At 70.3% G+C, this 17,379-nt stretch carries 15 protein-coding genes and 1 pseudogene; 11 read left to right on the top strand and 5 right to left on the bottom strand.

What is annotated here, in order from left to right; translation table 11 throughout:
* Nucleotides 1–208 precede the first annotated feature (208 nt).
* The 9 genes and pseudogenes from gap to BX283_RS13000 all read left to right on the top strand — a co-directional run bounded on the left by gap (nucleotide 209) and on the right by BX283_RS13000 (nucleotide 8,944).
* Entirely contained in the window at nucleotides 209–1,216 is a 1,008-nt protein-coding gene (gap, locus tag BX283_RS13040; protein ID WP_101387787.1) for a type I glyceraldehyde-3-phosphate dehydrogenase, read from the top strand.
* 117 nt (nucleotides 1,217–1,333) lie between these two features.
* On the top strand, nucleotides 1,334–2,545 hold the full coding sequence (gene pgk / locus BX283_RS13035) for a phosphoglycerate kinase (RefSeq protein ID WP_101387786.1): 1,212 nt from the start codon (nucleotides 1,334–1,336) through the stop codon (nucleotides 2,543–2,545).
* A 5-nt stretch (nucleotides 2,546–2,550) separates the two neighbouring features.
* Nucleotides 2,551–3,326: pseudogene (tpiA, locus tag BX283_RS13030) on the top strand (triose-phosphate isomerase).
* Between the two features lie 109 nt (nucleotides 3,327–3,435).
* Entirely contained in the window at nucleotides 3,436–3,672 is a 237-nt protein-coding gene (gene secG, locus BX283_RS13025; protein ID WP_101387785.1) for a preprotein translocase subunit SecG, read from the top strand.
* A 110-nt stretch (nucleotides 3,673–3,782) separates the two neighbouring features.
* Nucleotides 3,783–4,118 (top strand): RNA polymerase-binding protein RbpA, encoded by a 336-nt coding sequence (locus BX283_RS13020; RefSeq protein WP_003976875.1) that lies wholly within the window; start codon nucleotides 3,783–3,785, stop codon nucleotides 4,116–4,118.
* Nucleotides 4,119–4,327: 209 nt separating this feature from the next.
* Nucleotides 4,328–5,980, top strand: coding sequence for a glucose-6-phosphate isomerase (pgi, locus tag BX283_RS13015; RefSeq protein ID WP_101387784.1), 1,653 nt, complete (start codon nucleotides 4,328–4,330; stop codon nucleotides 5,978–5,980).
* 4 nt (nucleotides 5,981–5,984) lie between these two features.
* Entirely contained in the window at nucleotides 5,985–6,482 is a 498-nt protein-coding gene (locus tag BX283_RS13010; protein ID WP_101387783.1) for a PH domain-containing protein, read from the top strand.
* Nucleotides 6,479–8,038, top strand: a complete 1,560-nt coding sequence (locus tag BX283_RS13005) for a PH domain-containing protein (RefSeq protein WP_101387782.1) — start codon at nucleotides 6,479–6,481, stop codon at nucleotides 8,036–8,038. The genes BX283_RS13010 and BX283_RS13005 overlap by 4 nt, the downstream gene beginning before the upstream one ends.
* 60 nt (nucleotides 8,039–8,098) lie before the next feature.
* A complete protein-coding gene (locus BX283_RS13000) occupies nucleotides 8,099–8,944 on the top strand; it encodes a poly-gamma-glutamate hydrolase family protein (RefSeq protein ID WP_101387781.1) in 846 nt (281 codons plus the stop codon).
* 84 nt (nucleotides 8,945–9,028) lie between these two features.
* Here BX283_RS13000 and pgl read toward each other — a convergent pair whose 3' ends face one another.
* The 5 genes from pgl to tkt are packed head-to-tail and all read right to left on the bottom strand — an operon-like array spanning nucleotide 9,029 to nucleotide 15,615.
* Nucleotides 9,029–9,811: a 6-phosphogluconolactonase gene (gene pgl / locus BX283_RS12995; RefSeq protein WP_101387780.1), complete on the bottom strand. Its 783-nt coding sequence runs from the start codon at nucleotides 9,809–9,811 to the stop codon at nucleotides 9,029–9,031.
* On the bottom strand, nucleotides 9,808–10,848 hold the full coding sequence (gene opcA, locus BX283_RS12990; RefSeq protein WP_101387779.1) for a glucose-6-phosphate dehydrogenase assembly protein OpcA: 1,041 nt from the start codon (nucleotides 10,846–10,848) through the stop codon (nucleotides 9,808–9,810). Before opcA ends, pgl begins: the two co-directional genes overlap by 4 nt.
* Nucleotides 10,845–12,368, bottom strand: a complete 1,524-nt coding sequence (gene zwf / locus BX283_RS12985) for a glucose-6-phosphate dehydrogenase (protein WP_101387778.1) — start codon at nucleotides 12,366–12,368, stop codon at nucleotides 10,845–10,847. The genes opcA and zwf overlap by 4 nt, the downstream gene beginning before the upstream one ends.
* A gap of 5 nt (nucleotides 12,369–12,373) precedes the next feature.
* On the bottom strand, nucleotides 12,374–13,492 hold the full coding sequence (gene tal / locus BX283_RS12980; protein ID WP_101387777.1) for a transaldolase: 1,119 nt from the start codon (nucleotides 13,490–13,492) through the stop codon (nucleotides 12,374–12,376).
* A gap of 35 nt (nucleotides 13,493–13,527) precedes the next feature.
* A complete protein-coding gene (tkt, locus tag BX283_RS12975; RefSeq protein WP_101387776.1) occupies nucleotides 13,528–15,615 on the bottom strand; it encodes a transketolase in 2,088 nt (695 codons plus the stop codon).
* Between the two features lie 330 nt (nucleotides 15,616–15,945).
* Here tkt and BX283_RS12970 point away from each other — a divergent pair, with 330 nt between their 5' ends.
* Both BX283_RS12970 and BX283_RS12965 read left to right on the top strand, forming a co-directional pair.
* A complete protein-coding gene (locus tag BX283_RS12970) occupies nucleotides 15,946–16,899 on the top strand; it encodes a heme o synthase (RefSeq protein WP_101387775.1) in 954 nt (317 codons plus the stop codon).
* 90 nt (nucleotides 16,900–16,989) lie between these two features.
* Nucleotides 16,990–17,331, top strand: coding sequence for a hypothetical protein (locus BX283_RS12965; RefSeq protein ID WP_101387774.1), 342 nt, complete (start codon nucleotides 16,990–16,992; stop codon nucleotides 17,329–17,331).
* The last annotated feature ends 48 nt before the right edge of the window (nucleotides 17,332–17,379 follow it).

The raw sequence follows: 17,379 nt of genomic DNA, 5'->3' as shown, positions 1-17,379 counted from the left end.
TCCGTAGTCGGGACGAAAGTCCCCCCGGCGGCCCTTACCCGTTGGTAGGTATGGGCCGTCGGCCATGTCCGGGCCGTTCGGGCCGCTGACGGGGGTGCGCTCGATGTCACTCCACGGCTCCGGGAGAGGTAGGGTCATAAGCGGTCGGGGACATCCCATACAACTCGCCGGCGTCGAAAACCGGCGTACCTAACGAGGAGATCGGTTCGTGACGATCCGCGTAGGCATCAACGGCTTTGGCCGCATCGGGCGCAACTACTTCCGCGCGCTGCTGGAGCAGGGTGCTGACATCGAGATCGTGGCTGTCAACGACCTGGGTGACACCGCGACCACTGCTCACCTGCTGAAGTACGACACCATTCTGGGCCGTCTCAAGGCCGAGGTGACGCACACCGCCGACACCATCACGGTGGACGGCCACACCATCAAGGTGCTCTCCGAGCGCAACCCGGCCGACATCCCCTGGGGTCAGCTGGGCGTCGACATCGTCATCGAGTCGACCGGCATCTTCACCAAGAAGGCCGACGCCGAGAAGCACATCGCGGGTGGCGCCAAGAAGGTCCTCATCTCGGCTCCGGCCAAGGACGAGGACATCACCATCGTGATGGGCGTCAACCAGGACAAGTACGACGCGGCCAACCACCACGTCATCTCCAACGCCTCCTGCACCACCAACTGCGTGGCGCCGATGGCCAAGGTTCTCGACGAGAACTTCGGCATCGTCAAGGGCCTGATGACGACGGTCCACGCGTACACGAACGACCAGCGCATCCTGGACTTCCCGCACTCGGACCTGCGCCGCGCCCGCGCCGCCGCCGAGAACATCATCCCCACCACCACCGGTGCCGCCAAGGCCACCGCGCTGGTGCTCCCCAAGCTCAAGGGCAAGCTCGACGGCATCGCGATGCGCGTCCCGGTCCCGACGGGCTCGGCCACCGACCTGGTCGTGGAGCTGGAGCGCGAGGTGACCAAGGACGAGGTCAACGCCGCGTTCAAGAAGGCCGCCGAGGGCGAGCTGCAGGGCATCCTGGAGTACACGGAGGACCCGATCGTGTCCTCCGACATCGTCGGCGAGCCGGCCTCCTGCACCTTCGACTCCTCCCTGACCATGGTCCAGGAGGGCAAGTCGGTGAAGATCCTCGGCTGGTACGACAATGAGTGGGGCTACTCGAACCGCCTCGTCGACCTCACCGTCTTCGTCGGCGGCCAGCTCTAAGTCTGATAAGTCTCAGGGCAGGCATCTCGATGTGAGCACAGGGCTCGGGCAGCGCAACGATGCGCCGCACGAGCCCTGTCGCTTGCCTCGTCCTTCTCCAAGGAGTCGCAGAAACACATGAAGACGATCGACGAACTTCTCGCCGAGGGCGTCTCCGGCAAGCGGGTATTCGTCCGCGCCGACCTCAACGTGCCGCTCGACGGCACCACCATCACCGACGACGGCCGTATCCGCGCCGTCCAGCCGACGATCGCCAAGCTCGCCGAGGCCGGCGCGCGCGTGGTCGTCGCCTCGCACCTGGGCCGCCCCAAGGGCGCCCCGGACCCGGCCTTCTCGCTGGCCCCGGCGGCCGCGCGGCTCGGTGAACTGCTGGGCGCGGACGTCGCCTTCGCCACCGACACCGTGGGCGCCTCCGCCAAGGAGACCGTCGCCGCGCTGGCCGACGGCCAGGTCGCCGTGCTGGAGAACCTGCGCTTCAACGCCGGTGAGACGAGCAAGGACGACGCCGAGCGCGGCGCCTTCGCGGACGCGCTCGCCGAGCTCGCCGACGTCTACGTGGGTGACGGCTTCGGCGCGGTGCACCGCAAGCACGCCTCGGTCTTCGACCTGCCCGCGCGCCTCCCGCACGCGGCCGGCTTCCTCATCGCCACCGAGGTCGGCGTCCTGAAGAAGCTGACCGCCGACGTCAAGCGCCCGTACGTGGTGGTGCTCGGCGGCGCCAAGGTCTCCGACAAGCTCGCCGTGATCGACCAGCTGCTCGGCAAGGCCGACCGCATCCTCATCGGCGGCGGCATGGCGTACACCTTCCTCAAGGCCAAGGGCTACGAGGTGGGCATCTCGCTGCTCCAGGAGGACCAGATCCCGGTCGTCACGGAGTACATGGAGCGCGCCGAGAAGAGCGGTGTCGAGCTGGTCCTGCCGGTCGACATCCTGGCCTCGGGCGACTTCCCGGACCTGAAGACCAAGGCCCCGGCCGACTTCGTCACCGTCGACGCGGACAAGATCCCCGCCGACAAGGAGGGCCTGGACATCGGCCCCCGGACGCGTGAGCTGTACGAGTCGAAGATCGCGGATGCCGAGACGGTGTTCTGGAACGGCCCGGTCGGCGTCTTCGAGCACCCCGACTACGCGGGCGGCACCCGGGCGATCGCCCGGGCGCTCCTGAACTGCGACGGCTTCACCGTCGTCGGCGGCGGCGACTCCGCCGCCGCCGTGCGCACGCTCGGCTTCGACGAGAACGCCTTCGGTCACATCTCGACCGGCGGCGGCGCGAGCCTCGAATACCTTGAGGGCAAGACGCTTCCCGGCCTTGCCGCACTGGAGGACTGAACACCGTGACCACGCGTACCCCGCTGATGGCCGGCAACTGGAAGATGAACCTCAACCACCTTGAGGCCATCGCGCACGTCCAGAAGCTCGCCTTCGCCCTGGCCGACAAGGACTACGACGCAGTCGAGGTCGCGGTCCTGCCGCCCTTCGTGGACCTGCGCTCGGTGCAGACCCTGGTCGACGGCGACAAGCTCAAGATCAAGTACGGCGCCCAGGACATCTCGGCGCAGGACTCCGGTGCCTACACCGGCGAGATCTCGGGCCCGATGCTCGCCAAGCTGAAGTGCACGTACGTGGCCGTGGGCCACTCCGAGCGCCGTCAGTACCACGCCGAGAGCGACGAGCTCTGCAACGCCAAGGTGAAGGCCGCGTTCAAGCACGGCCTGACCCCGATCCTCTGCGTCGGCGAGGGCCTGGACATCCGCAAGGCGGGCGACCAGGTCTCCTACACGCTGAACCAGCTGGACGGCGGCCTCAAGGACGTCCCGGCCGAGCAGGCCGAGTCCATCGTGATCGCGTACGAGCCGGTGTGGGCCATCGGCACCGGCGAGGTCGCCACCCCGAGGACGCGCAGGAGGTGTGCGGAGCCATCCGCGGCCGCCTCGCGGAGCTCTACTCGCAGGAGCTGGCCGACAAGGTCCGCATCCAGTACGGCGGCTCGGTCAAGGCCTCCAACGTGGCCGCGATCATGGCTCAGCCGGATGTCGACGGCGCCCTGGTGGGCGGCGCGGCGCTGGACGCCGACGAGTTCGTCAAGATCGTCCGCTTCCGCGACCAGTGAGTATGCGGTAGCGCGGATCCGTCGTACCCTTGCGGGGGTCGGGCTCGGGATTATGGAATACGTCCCCCGGCCCCCGTCGCCATATCAGTCCTAGGAAGTTGGTCCAGCCGTGATTGTCGGGTTCTCGATTGCCCTGATCGTCTTCAGCCTGCTGCTGATGCTGCTGGTGCTGATGCACAAGGGAAAGGGCGGCGGCCTCTCCGACATGTTCGGTGGCGGAATGCAGTCGTCCGTCGGCGGTTCCTCGGTCGCCGAGCGCAACCTCGACCGCATCACCGTCGTGGTCGGTCTGGGCTGGTTCGCGTGCATTGTCGTACTTGGTCTGCTGATGAAGCTGGACAACTGATCTGTCGTCTCCGCGTTCAGGGGTGGGGTGTAACTACAATCACTGGACGCGCGTTGGGCCTTACGTAGACTGGGGCATCTTCGAGCACCATCACGCAGGGAGTTACGACCGTGGCAAGTGGCAACGCGATCCGGGGAAGCCGGGTCGGAGCGGGGCCGATGGGTGAGGCCGAGCGTGGCGAGTCCGCGCCGCGCCTGCGCATCTCCTTCTGGTGCTCGAACGGGCACGAGACGCAGCCGAGCTTCGCCAGTGACGCACAGGTTCCGGAGACGTGGGACTGCCCGCGCTGCGGCTTCCCGGCCGGTCAGGACCGGGACAACCCGCCGGACCCGCCGCGCACGGAGCCGTACAAGACCCACCTCGCGTATGTGCGGGAGCGGCGCAGCGACGCGGACGGCGAGGCGATCCTCGCGGAGGCGCTCGCCAAGCTCCGCGGCGAGATCTGACAGCGAAGGGCCCGGCAGACGAACTCGGTTCGTCTGCCGGGCCCTTCGGCATCACCCCGGGCGCTCGACACGCCCGCCCTCGTGGCGTCCGGATTGTTCCCGGGCGCCGTGGCCGCTCTGATTCCTGCCCTTACGTCCTGATCAACTAAGTTGGAGGGGCAGCGGGGCAGGTACGTACGCGAGTACGAGGAAGTGGGCTGATGTCAGAGATGAACGCAGAAGGCCGTACCAGGCTCAACCAGATGCCCGAGTGGACCGCACTGGGCAAGCACCGCGAGCAGTTGGGCGACACCCATCTGCGCGAGCTGTTCGCCGCCGACCCCGGCCGCGGCGCCGGATACACCCTGACGGTCGGCGATCTGCACCTCGACTACTCGAAGCACCTCGTCACCGACGAGACCCTGGGGCTGCTGCGCGAGCTGGCCGCGGCCGCCGACGTGGCGGGGCTGCGCGACGCCATGTTCCGCGGCGAGAAGATCAACACGACCGAGGACCGCGCCGTGCTGCACACCGCGCTGCGCGCCCCGCGCGAGGCGGTCGTCGAGGTCGACGGCGAGAACGTGGTGCCGGGCGTGCACGCGGTGCTCGACAAGATGGCCGCCTTCTCCGAGCGCGTCCGCTCCGGCGAGTGGACCGGGCACACCGGCAGGCGCATCAAGAACGTCGTCAACATCGGCATCGGCGGATCCGACCTCGGTCCGGCGATGGCGTACGAGGCGCTGCGCTCCTACACCGACCGGGGTCTGACGGTCCGTTTCGTCTCCAACGTGGACGGCGCCGACCTCCACGAGGCGCTCCGCGACCTGGACGCGGCCGAGACGCTGTTCATCATCGCGTCCAAGACCTTCACCACCATCGAGACCCTCACCAACGCCACCTCCGCGCGCGACTGGCTCCTCACCGAGCTGAGGGCGGATCAGGCCGCGGTCGCCAAGCACTTCGTGGCGCTCTCCACCAACGCGGAGAAGGTCGCCGACTTCGGCATCGACACGGCCAACATGTTCGAGTTCTGGGACTGGGTCGGCGGGCGCTACTCGTTCGACTCGGCGATCGGCCTCTCGCTGATGATCGCCATCGGCCCGGACCGCTTCCGCGAGCTGCTGGACGGCTTCCACCTGGTCGACGAGCACTTCCGCACCGCCCCCGCCGAGGCCAACGCGCCGCTCCTGCTCGGGCTGCTGGGCGTCTGGTACGGGGCGTTCTTCGACGCCCAGTCGCACGCCGTGCTGCCGTACTCGCACTACCTGTCGAAGTTCACCGCCTACCTCCAGCAGCTCGACATGGAGTCCAACGGCAAGTCCGTGGACCGCGACGGCAACCCGGTCGAGTGGCAGACCGGCCCGGTCGTCTGGGGCACCCCGGGCACCAACGGGCAGCACGCCTACTACCAGTTGATCCACCAGGGCACCAAGGTCATCCCGGCCGACTTCATCGGCTTCGCCGAGCCGGTCGCCGACCTCCGGCCCGGCCTGGTCGCCCAGCACGACCTGCTGATGGCCAACTTCTTCGCCCAGACGCAGGCGCTGGCCTTCGGCAAGACGCCCGAGGAGGTACGGGCGGAGGGCGTGGCCGAGGAGCTGGTGCCGCACAAGACGTTCCGCGGCAACCACCCCACGACCACCATCCTGGCGAAGGAGCTCACCCCCTCCGTCCTCGGCCAGCTCATCGCGCTGTACGAGCACAAGGTGTTCGTCCAGGGCGCGATCTGGAACATCGACTCCTTCGACCAGTGGGGCGTGGAGCTGGGCAAGGTCCTCGCCAAGCGCGTCGAGCCCGCGCTGACCGAGGGCGCCGAGGTGCCGGGCCTGGACGAGTCGAGCAAGGCGCTGGTCGCCAAGTACCGGACGCTGCGGGGCCGCTGAGGCCATGGCGGGGGAGGGGGCGGTGCTGAGACCACCGAAGAACGAGCTGGACCCGGCGGCCGTCCGCTGGTGGCGGGCGCGGTGGCTGGCGGTGACCGCGCCGCCGGTGCTGGTCCTGGCCGTCCTCGGCGTGCTCATCGCCCCCGCCCGGCCGTGGCTGCTCGCGGCCGCGGCCGGGCTCGCCGTGCCGGGCGCGCTCTGCGCCGCGCTGCTGCCCCTGTGGTGGTACCGGGTGCACCGCTGGGAGGTCACGGACGACGCGGTGTACGTACGGACGGGCTACTTCTGGCAGGAGTCGCGGATCGCCCCGATGTCCCGGATCCAGACCGTGGACACGGTGCGCGGCCCGCTGGAGCGGTCGTTCGCGCTGGCCACGGTCACCGTCACCACCGCCTCCGCCAAGGGCGCCCTGAGGATCGAGGGCCTGCACCACGAGGCGGCGGCGGAACTCGCCGAACGGCTGACGAGGATCACGGGGGCGACCCCGGGGGACGCCACATGAGCGGCGACCGCGCGGGAGCCCCCGCGGCCGGTGCTCCCGCCGACGACTGGCTGCGGCTCGACCGGCGCCGGGTGCTCGTCTCCACGGCGCTGGGGGCCGGGCTCGCCGTCGGCGCCGGGCTGCCCACGGCGCTCGCCATGCTGGGCAAGGTGTCGGGCGGCTGGGCGTTCGCGGTGCTCTTCGGCTGGCTGGCGCTCCCGCTCGGCGGCGGCGCCCTCGCCGGATACGTGGGCTGGCGCCGCACCCGGTACCGGATCGGCCCCGAGCGGGCCGAACTGCACACCGGGCTCCTCCTGGTGAAGCGCCGCTCGCTGGCCCGCGAGCGGATCCGCAGCGTCGACCTCACCGCCGACCCGCTGCTGCGGATCCTCGGCCTGGTCAAGGTCAGGATCGGCACCGGCGAGCACAGCGGCGGCGAGTCCACGCTCGAACTGGACCCGGTCTCCCGGGCCGAGGGCGAGCGGCTGCGCCGGGTGCTGCTCGCCCGAGAGGAGACCGGGCCCCAAGGCGCCCACCGCACCGGCGAACTGGCGGTCCTCGACCCGGGCTGGATCCGGTACGCGCCGGTGTCGTTCGTGGCGCCGGCGCTCGCCGGGGCCGCGTTCGGCGGACTGATGCAGATCAGCGACTGGTTCGGCGTCCAGGGCAAGGTGGTGCACTGGGCGGGCGACCGCTTCCACGACACCCCGCTCGGCTGGATCCTCCTCACCGTCACCGCCCTGGCCCTGGTCGTGGGCGTGGGCGGCGCGCTCGGCCTGTGGGTCGAGATGTGGTGGAACTACCGGCTGGAGCGGGAGCCGGGCGGCACCCTGCGGGTGCGCCGGGGCCTGTTCACCTCCCGCTCGATCTCCATCGAGGAGCGCAGGCTGCGCGGTGTCGAACTGGTCGAGCCGCTGGGCGTGCGGCTCTGCGGCGCGGCCCGGCTCGACGCGATCGCCACGGGCCTGGCCACCGGCGAGGACGGCGAACACGCCGACCACAGGACCCTGCTGCCGCCCGCGCCCCGGGCGGTCGCGGCCGAGGTGGCCGCGCAGGTGCTGCGCGAGCCGGCCGCGCCGACCGGCACCGCCCTGACCGCGCATCCGCCCGCGGCCCGCGCCAGGAGGCTGCGCCGGGCCCTGCTGGCGGCGCTCGTCCCGGTGGCGGTCCTGGCGCTGCTGGGGGCGCTGCTGACGCCGGTCCTGCTGTACGTGGCTGCCGGGTGCGCGGCGGCGGGGGTGCCGCTCGCGGTCGCGCTAGCCCTGGACGCGTACAGGAACCTGGGGCACGGCATCAACGGCCCCTATCTGGTGGCCCGTTCGGGCACGGTCCGCCGGGCCACGGTGGTCCTCCAGCGCGGCGGCGTCATCGGCTGGACGGTGAAGCAGTCCGTCTTCCAGCGCCGCGCCGGACTGCTCACCCTGACCGCCACGACGGCCGCCGGAGCCGGTGCGTACTCGGTGCGCGACGCCGACGAGGCGGAGGGCCTGGCGTTCGCGGCACAGGCGGTCCCGGGGCTCCTGGAGCCGTTCCTGGTACGGGAGTCGGGGCCCGGCGAGACGGCCGAAGAGCGCTGATCCGGCCGGAATCCGACCCCGGCGCCCGGACCTCCGTACGACGTATAGATCATTGCGTCCATGACCAACACCAGCCGTCGTACGGTTCTCACCGCCCTGGCCACCGCCACCGTCGCAGGTCCGCTGATGGGCGGGCTCGGTGCGACCGCCGCGCACGCCACGGGCGCCAACGACCTGTACGACTCCAACACCGACCTCTACACCAAGCTCGCGGGCAAGGAGGGCACCGACTTCGCCAGACGCTACAAGCGCCACGAGCAGGTCGACAGCGACCAGCAGAGCGCCGTGGCGTACGGCCGTACCGCGATCCTCGCGCTGCATGGCGGCGGCATCGAGGGCGGCACCTCCGAGCTCTGCCTCGGCATAGCCGGATACGACCCGGCCACGCTCGCGGCCAAGGGCGGCCCGGCGTACGACTACTGGATGTTCGAGGCGATCCGCAGCAGCAACAACAGCGAGCTGCACGTCACCTCGAAGAACTGCGACGACAAGGTGGCCCGCTCCATCGCCGCCGCCAACCTCAACGTGGTGAGCCTGCACGGCTGCACCGCCACCCAGGCCGGTGCGCCCACCACGCGCCCCGAGGCCGTCGTGGTCGGCGGTCTCAACACGACCTTCAAGACGTATCTGCGCGACGCGCTGGGGACCGCCGGGTTCCAGGTCATCGACGGCTCGACCGAGCCGGACCTGGCGGGCGTCGACCCGGCCAACATCTGCAACGGGACGCTGCTCGGCAAGGGCGCCCAGCTGGAGATCACGACCGAGCTGCGCAAGTCCATGTTCGGCGTGAACACCATCGCGGGCCGCGCGACCAGCACCACCCCGGTCTACGACAAGTTCGTGGCGGCGGTCCGCAGCGCCATCGCCCGCCTGGAGGCCTCCGGCGGCGAGCAGATCATCCTCTGACGCTCGCCGTGAGCGGGTGAGGAAGACAGTGGGCCCGGTCCACCAGGAGGTGGACCGGGCCCGTCCGCGTGAGCAGCGCCGGCGTCAGGGCGATGCCGGCGGATACAGCGCGCGCGGCAGCCGGGACGCGGCCGCCGAGTCGAGCAGCCACAGGGTGCGGCCACGGCCGTACGCACCCGCGGCCGGAGCCTGCACCTCGCCCGCGCCGGACAGGGCGATGGCCGCGGCCTGCGCCTTGTCCTCGCCCGCCGCGAGCAGCCACACCTCGCGGGCCGCCCGGATCGCCGGCAGCGTCATCGAGACCCGGACCGGCGGCGGCTTGGGCGCGCCGTGCACCCCGACCACCGTCCGCTCGGTCTCGCGCACCGCGGGCAGCTCCGGGAAGAGCGACGCCACATGGGTGTCGGGGCCGACCCCCAGCATCAGCACGTCGAACGTCGGCACGTCGCCGTGGTCCTCCGGGCCGGACGCGGCGGCCAGCTCCTCGGCGTACGCGGCGGCCGCCGCATCCACGTCCGAGCCGTACGGCCCGTCCGAGGCGGGCATCGCGTGCACCCGCTTCGGGTCGACCGGCACCGCGTCGAGCAGCGCCGCCCGGGCCTGGGTGACGTTGCGCTCCGGGTCGCCCTCGGGCAGGAACCGCTCGTCACCCCACCACAGGTCGAGCCGCGACCAGTCGATCGCGTCCCGGGCCGGGGAGGAGGCGAGGGCCGCGAGCAGCCCGTTGCCGTTGCGGCCGCCGGTGAGGACCACGGACGCCGAGCCGCGGGCGGCCTGGGCGTCCACGATCTTCGTGATCAGCCGGGCCGCCGCGGCCTGCGCCATCAGCTCCTTGTCGCGGTGGACGACGAGCTGAGGGGTGCTCACTTCGCCGCCGCCTTCTTGGCCGGAGCCTTCTTCGCGGCGGGCTTGGCGTCCGAGGATTCCGCCGCCGGAGCGGCGGCGGCCTCGGCCGGGGCCGCGGCCTTCCCGCCCGACGGCTCGCCCAGCCGGTCCACGCCGTACCGCAGCGCGGAGGCGTAGGTGTCGTCCGGGTCGAGGCGCCGCAGCTCCTCGGCGATCAGCTCGGCCGTCTCGCGCCGCTTGAGCGCCACCGCGCGGTCCGGCTGGCCCTGGATCGAGAGCGTGGCCAGCGAGCCGTCGGCGCGGTCCAGGATGATCGGTCCGCAGTCCGTCTCCATCCGTACGGCGGTGAGGCCCGGGCCGGAGGACTGCGAGCGCTTCACCGGTACGTCCAGCCGGTCCGCGAGCCACATGGCGAGCAGCTCGCAGCTCGGGTTGAACTCCTCGCCCTCCACTTCGACCGAGGTCACCTTGCACGACACCTGGTCGAGCGCCGCGGCCAGCATCGAACGCCACGGCGTGATGCGGGTCCACGACAGGTCGGTGTCGCCCGGGGTGTAGGTCTCGGCGCGGCCGGTCAGCTCCTCTATGGGCTGCTCGGCGGCGTAGGTGTCGGTGACCCGGCGCTGGGCGAGGGCGCCCAGCGGGTCGTTGGCCGGGTCGATCGGCGAGTTCACCGGCCACCAGACGACGACCGGCGCGTCCGGCAGCAGCAGCGGCAGCACCACCGACTGGGCGTGGTTGACCACCTCGCCGTACAGCCGCAGGACCACCGTCTCACCGGTGCCCGCGTCCGCGCCGACCCGCACCTCGGCGTCCAGGCGCGACTGGGTGCGGTCGCGCGGCGAGCGCGAGACCCGCTTGATGACCACGAGGGTGCGCGAGGGGTGCTCGCGCGAGGCGTCGCTCGCGGCGCGGAGCGCGTCGTACGCGTTCTCCTCGTCGGTGACGATGACCAGGGTCAGGACCATGCCGACGGCAGGGGTGCCGACGGCGCGGCGGCCCTGGACGAGCGCCTTGTTGATCTTGCTGGCCGTGGTGTCCGTAAGGTCGATCTTCATGGCCGGCGCCAGCTCCGTCCGTCTCGTGCGAGCATTTCGTCCGCCTCGACCGGGCCCCAGGTGCCCGACGCGTACTGCGCGGGCTTGCCGTGGGCGTCCCAGTACCGCTCGATCGGGTCGAGGATCTTCCAGGACAGCTCGACCTCCTCCAAGCGGGGGAAGAGGTTGGAGTCGCCGAGCAGGACGTCCAGGATGAGCCGCTCGTACGCCTCGGGGCTGGACTCGGTGAAGGACTCGCCGTAGGCGAAGTCCATCGACACGTCCCGGACCTCCATGGAGGTGCCCGGCACCTTGGAGCCGAACCGGACGGTCACGCCCTCGTCCGGCTGGACCCGGATGACCAGGGCGTTCTGCCCCAGCTCCTCCGTCGCCGTGTGGTCGAAGGGGGAGTGCGGGGCGCGCTGGAAGACCACCGCGATCTCGGTGACCCGGCGGCCCAGGCGCTTGCCGGTGCGCAGGTAGAACGGGACGCCCGCCCAGCGGCGGTTGTCGATCTCCAGCTTCACGGCGGCGTAGGTGTCGGTCTTCGACTTGGGGTCGATGCCGTCTTCCTGGAGGTAGCCGACGGCCTTCTCGCCGCCCTGCCAGCCCGCCGCGTACTGACCGCGCACCGCGTTGGCGCCCAGGTCCTTCGGCAGCCGCACCGCGCCCAGGACCTTGGTCTTCTCCGCCGCCAGCGCGTCCGCGTCGAAGGAGGCGGGCTCCTCCATCGCGGTCAGCGCGAGCAGCTGGAGGAGGTGGTTCTGGATCACGTCACGGGCGGCGCCGATGCCGTCGTAGTAACCGGCCCGGCCGCCGATGCCGATGTCCTCGGCCATGGTGATCTGGACGTGGTCGACGTACGACCGGTTCCAGAGCGGCTCGAACATGGTGTTGGCGAAGCGGAGCGCCAGGATGTTCTGGACGGTCTCCTTGCCGAGGTAGTGGTCGATCCGGAAGACCTCGTCCGGCGGGAAGACCTCGTGGACGACCTTGTTGAGCTCCTGGGCGGAGACCAGGTCGTGGCCGAAGGGCTTCTCGATGACCGCGCGGCGCCAGGAGCCGTCCTTCTGGTCGGCCAGCCCGTGCTTCTTGAGCTGCTGGACGACCTGCGGGAAGAACTTCGGCGGCACCGACAGATAGAACGCGAAGTTGCCGCCGGTGCCCTGCGCCTTGTCGAGCTCGGCGATCGTCGACTTCAGCTGCTCGAAGGCGTTGTCGTCGTCGAAGTCGCCCTGGACGAAGCGCATGCCCTGGATGAGCTGCTGCCAGACCTCCTCGCGGAAGGGGGTCCGGGCGTGCGCCTTGACGGCGTCGTGCACCTCCTGCGCGAAGTCCTCGTCCTGCCACTCGCGGCGGGCGAAACCGATCAGGGAGAAGCCCGGCGGAAGCAGACCGCGGTTGGCGAGGTCATAGACAGCGGGCATCAGCTTTTTACGGGACAAATCGCCCGTGACGCCAAAGATCACCAGGCCCGACGGCCCCGCGATACGCGGGAGCCGTCGGTCTGCGGCGTCACGCAGCGGATTGCTGCTTGACAAGGTTCTTAGCCCTCCGAAGGTGCCAGGCGCTTGAGCTCCGCCTCGGTCGACTTGAGCAGGTCGTTCCAGGACGCCTCGAACTTCTCGACGCCCTCGTCCTCCAGGAGCTGCACGACCTCGTCGTACGAGATCCCCAGCTTCTCGACGGCGTCGAGCTCGGCGCGGGCCTGCTCGTAGGTGCCCGACACGGTGTCGCCGGTGATCCGGCCGTGGTCGGCGGCCGCCTCCAGGGTGGCCTCCGGCATGGTGTTGACCGTGTTGGGGGCGACCAGGTCGTCGACGTACAGGGTGTCCTTGTACGCCTTGTCCTTCACGCCGGTCGAGGCCCACAGCGGGCGCTGCTTGTTGGCGTGCGCCTTGTCGAGGGCGGCCCAGCGGTCCGAGGAGAAGACCTCCTCGTACGCCTCGTAGGCCAGACGGGCGTTGGCCAGACCGGCCTTGCCGCGGGCGGCCTTGGCCTCGTCGGTGCCCAGCGCGTCGATCCGCTTGTCGATCTCGGTGTCCACGCGGGACACGAAGAAGGACGCCACGGAGTGGATCTTCGCCAGGTCCAGGCCGCGCTCCTTGGCCTTCTCCAGGCCGGCCAGGTAGGCGTCCATGACCTCGCGGTAGCGCTCAAGGGAGAAGATCAGCGTGACGTTGACGCTGATGCCCTTGCCGATGACCTCGGTGATCGCGGGCAGGCCCGCCTTGGTCGCCGGGATCTTGATGAGCGTGTTCGGCCGGTCCACCAGCCACGCGAGCTGCTTGGCCTCGGCGACGGTGGCCTTGGTGTTGTGCGCCAGGCGCGGGTCGACCTCGATGGAGACCCGGCCGTCCTGGCCCTCGGTCGCGTCGAAGACCGGGCGCAGGATGTCGGCGGCGTCCCTCACGTCAGCCGTCGTGATCATGCGGATGGCCTCTTCGACGGTGACCTTGCGGGCGGCGAGGTCGGCGAGCTGCTGCTCGTAGCCGTCACCCGAGGAGATCGCCTTCTGGAAGATCGACGGGTTGGTCGTGACGCCCACGACGTGCTGCTGGTCGATCAGCTCGGCGAGGTTGCCCGAGGTGATCCGCTTGCGCGACAGGTCGTCGAGCCAGATCGCGACGCCTTCGTCGGAGAGGCGCTTGAGTGCGTCTGTCATGAGAAATGCATCTCCTACTAGTTCGTATACCGGCGTCAGCGCGCGGCGGCGGCGAGGGATTCCCGGGCGGCGGCGGCCACGTTCTCGGCGGTGAAGCCGAACTCGCGGAAGAGCACCTTGCCGTCGGCGGAGGCACCGAAGTGCTCCAGGGACACGATGCGGCCCGCGTCGCCTACGTACCGGTGCCAGGTCAGGCCGATGCCGGCCTCGACCGCGACCCGCGCCTTGACCGAAGGCGGCAGGACGCTGTCCTTGTACGCCTGGTCCTGCTCCTCGAACCACTCGACGGACGGCATCGAGACGACCCGGGTCGGGACGCCCTCCGCCTGGAGCGCCTCGCGCGCCTCGACGGCGAGCTGGACCTCGGAGCCGGTGCCGATGAGGACGACCTGGGCATCGCCACCCTCCGCCTCGAACAGCACGTAACCGCCCTTGGCCGCGCCCTCGTTGGGCTCGTACGTCGGCACGCCCTGACGGGTCAGCACCAGGCCGTGCGGGGCGCCCTTGCCGAACACCTTGGTGTAGCGCTTGAGGATCTCGCGCCAGGCGATCGCGGTCTCGTTGGCGTCCGCCGGGCGGACGACGTTGAGGCCCGGGATCGCGCGCAGCGAGGCCAGGTGCTCGACCGGCTGGTGGGTCGGGCCGTCCTCGCCCAGACCGATGGAGTCGTGCGTCCACACGTACGTCACCGGCAGGTGCATCAGGGCCGACAGGCGCACCGCGTTGCGCATGTAGTCGGAGAACACCAGGAAGGTGCCGCCGTAGATACGGGTGTTGCCGTGCAGCGCGATGCCGTTCATCTCGGCGGCCATCGAGTGCTCGCGGATGCCGTAGTGGATCGTGCGGCCGTACGGGTCGGCCTCCGGCAGCGGGTTGCCCTCGGGCAGGAACGACGAGTTCTTGTCGATCGTCGTGTTGTTCGAGCCCGCGAGGTCGGCCGAGCCGCCCCACAGCTCGGGGATGACCGCGCCCAGCGCCTGCAGGACCTTGCCGGAGGCGGCGCGGGTGGCGACGCCCTTGCCGGACTCGAAGACCGGGAGCTTCTCCTCCCAGCCCTCGGGCAGCTCGCCCGCGTTGACGCGGTCGAACTCGGCGGCGCGCTGCGGGTTGGCGGTGCGCCACGCGGCGAACGACTTCTCCCACTCGCCCCGGGCCTCACGGCCGCGGTCCAGGGCGGCGCGGGTGTGCGCGAGGACCTCGTCGGCGACCTCGAAGGTCTGCTCCGGGTCGAAGCCCAGGACGCGCTTGGTGGCCGCCACCTCGTCGTCGCCGAGCGCCGAGCCGTGCGCGGCCTCGGTGTTCTGCGCGTGCGGGGCGGGCCAGGCGATGATCGAGCGCATCGCGATGAAGGAGGGGCGCTCGGTCTCGGCCTTGGCGGCCTCGATCGCCTCGAACAGCGCCTGCGGGTCCAGGTCGCCGTTCTCCTTCGGCGCCACGCGCTGGACGTGCCAGCCGTACGCCTCGTACCGCTTGAGGGTGTCCTCGGAGACCGCGGTCTCGGTGTCGCCCTCGATCGAGATGTGGTTGTCGTCCCAGAGCAGGACCAGGTTGCCCAGCTTCTGGTGACCGGCCATCGAGGACGCCTCGGCGGAGATGCCCTCCTGGAGGCAGCCGTCGCCCGCGATCGCGAAGACGAAGTGGTCGAACGGGGAGGTGCCGGGGGCCGCCTCCGGGTCGAACAGGCCGCGCTCGTAGCGGGCGGCCATCGCCATGCCCACGGCGTTGGCGACACCCTGGCCCAGCGGGCCGGTGGTGGTCTCCACGCCGGTGGTGTGGCCGTACTCCGGGTGGCCCGGGGTCTTGGAGCCCCAGGTCCGGAAGGCCTTCAGGTCGTCCAGCTCCAGGCCGTACCCGGCCAGGTAGAGCTGGATGTAGAGCGTGAGGGACGAGTGGCCCGCGGACAGGACGAAGCGGTCGCGCCCGGTCCAGTCGGCGTCCGCCGGGTCGTGGCGCATCACCTTCTGGAAGAGGGTGTACGCGGCCGGGGACAGGCTCATCGCCGTACCAGGATGGCCGTTGCCGACCTTCTGTACAGCATCCGCGGCCAGGACGCGGCCGGTGTCTACGGCCCGCTGGTCCAGTTCGGTCCACTCAAGGTCTGTGGTGGTCGGCTTGGTGCTCACCCTGAGTCAGGGCTCCTCTCCACATGTTCGTTCCCGGTGACTGTGGGCGCACCGGGCGCTGTCGAGCCTACCCCCGCCGGAACGCTCATTTTTTCGACTGCCCACCGGTTGGGACACACACCTCCAGAGTGCCCAAGACCGGGCACTTCCGCCTCACGGCGTAGTCTTCGCGACCCGCCCCCAACACGAGCCCACCCCCGCGAAGGGCGGCGTATGGGCAACGTCTACAGTGGCGTGGTACGCGCAAGTCTTCACCGGGTGCTCATGCCCGGAACGTCCGGGCCCATCCGACCGATTGCCCCGGGACTTGCTGGGAATTCTCTGTCAGGGGTGTGCGTGACGGCCGTCGAGTCCCGACCCGCAGGGGTCGTCTTGACTCCCAGCCCGGGGGCCCATCGGCCGTTCGGGGCCCGCGTCAAGGCGTTCGTGGCGCTGACCAAGCCGCGGATCATCGAACTGCTGCTGATCACCACCATTCCGGTGATGTTCCTGGCCGAGCAGGGCGTCCCGTCGCTCTGGCTGGTGCTGACCACCACCGTCGGCGGCTTCCTGTCGGCGGGCGGCGCCAACGCGCTGAACATGTACATCGACCGCGACATCGACGCGCTGATGGACCGCACCTCGCAGCGGCCGCTGGTCACCGGGATGGTGTCGCCGCGCGAGTGCCTCGCCTTCGGCATCACCCTCGCGATCGTCTCCACGCTGCTGTTCGGCTTCGCCGTCAACTGGCTGTCGGCCTGGCTGTCACTCGGAGCGCTCCTCTTCTACGTGGTCGTCTACACGATGATCCTGAAGCGCCGCACCTCGCAGAACATCGTGTGGGGCGGCATCGCCGGCTGCCTCCCGGTGCTCATCGGCTGGTCGTCCGTCACCAACTCCATGTCGTGGGCGCCGATCATCCTCTTCCTCGTCATGTTCTTCTGGACGCCGCCGCACTACTGGCCGCTGTCCATGAAGGTCCGCGAGGACTACGCGCGCGTGGGCGTGCCGATGCTGCCGGTCGTCGCCTCCAACAAGGTGGTCGCCAAGCAGATCGTGCTCTACAGCTGGCTGATGGTCGCCGTCTCGCTGCTGCTGACCCCGCTGGGCTACACCGGCTGGTTCTACACGCTGGTGGCGCTGCTGGCCGGCGGCTTCTGGCTGTGGGAGGCGCACGGGCTGCAGAACCGGGCGAAGGCGGAGGTGACGGGCGCCAAGCTCAAGGAGATGCGCCTGTTCCACTGGTCGATCACGTACGTCTCGCTGCTGTTCGTGGCGGTCGCGGTGGATCCGTTCCTGCGGTAGTCACCCGCTCTTCCGACGGGAGGGCCCAGTGGTACAAGCCACTGGGCCCTCCCGTCGCATCTGGATCTACTCGCGAGTAGCATCCTGGACATGGCAGAAACCCAGGTTGACGAGAAGCAGGCCGCCAAGGCCGAGCGGCGGGCGGCTCGCCTCGCCAAGCAGATCGGCCACTTCGCCAAGGAGCACGGCGGCGCCGAGGGCCAGGTGGCGTACATCGGCCAGCGCGGCGCGCGGATCGTGCTCGTCGGCGACGACGGCGGCTGGGGCGACCTGGTGGCGCCCAGCCACGCGGTCGCGCTGGCCGCGGTCGAGAAGGCCGGGATCACCGTCCACGAGGACTTCGACGGCGAGTTCGCGGCCAAGGTGAAGACCGGCCGGTACGAGTGGACCCGGATGGCCGGGATCCAGCTCGGCGGTCCTAAGAACGGCTGAACGGCAACAGCAACACTCATCCGGGGCTCACCCGTTAGTGAGGTGGAA

Source organism: Streptomyces sp. TLI_146 (assembly GCF_002846415.1).
Taxonomy (GTDB): Bacteria; Actinomycetota; Actinomycetes; order Streptomycetales; family Streptomycetaceae; genus Streptomyces.
Note: the sequence above shows the minus strand (reverse complement) of the source record. Positions and strands in the feature narration are given on the sequence as shown.

Bases quoted from the DNA above. Each gene is read 5' to 3' on its own strand.
- pgk (WP_101387786.1), top strand. From the start codon at position 1,334: ATGAAGACGATCGACGAACTTCTCGCCGAGGGCGTCTCCGGCAAGCGG.
- BX283_RS13000 (WP_101387781.1), top strand. From the start codon at position 8,099: ATGACCAACACCAGCCGTCGTACGGTTCTCACCGCCCTGGCCACCGCC.
- BX283_RS12965 (WP_101387774.1), top strand. From the start codon at position 16,990: ATGGCAGAAACCCAGGTTGACGAGAAGCAGGCCGCCAAGGCCGAGCGG.
- opcA (WP_101387779.1), bottom strand. From the start codon at position 10,848: ATGAAGATCGACCTTACGGACACCACGGCCAGCAAGATCAACAAGGCG.
- BX283_RS13005 (WP_101387782.1), top strand. From the start codon at position 6,479: ATGAGCGGCGACCGCGCGGGAGCCCCCGCGGCCGGTGCTCCCGCCGAC.
- tal (WP_101387777.1), bottom strand. From the start codon at position 13,492: ATGACAGACGCACTCAAGCGCCTCTCCGACGAAGGCGTCGCGATCTGG.
- pgi (WP_101387784.1), top strand. From the start codon at position 4,328: ATGAACGCAGAAGGCCGTACCAGGCTCAACCAGATGCCCGAGTGGACC.
- BX283_RS13010 (WP_101387783.1), top strand. From the start codon at position 5,985: ATGGCGGGGGAGGGGGCGGTGCTGAGACCACCGAAGAACGAGCTGGAC.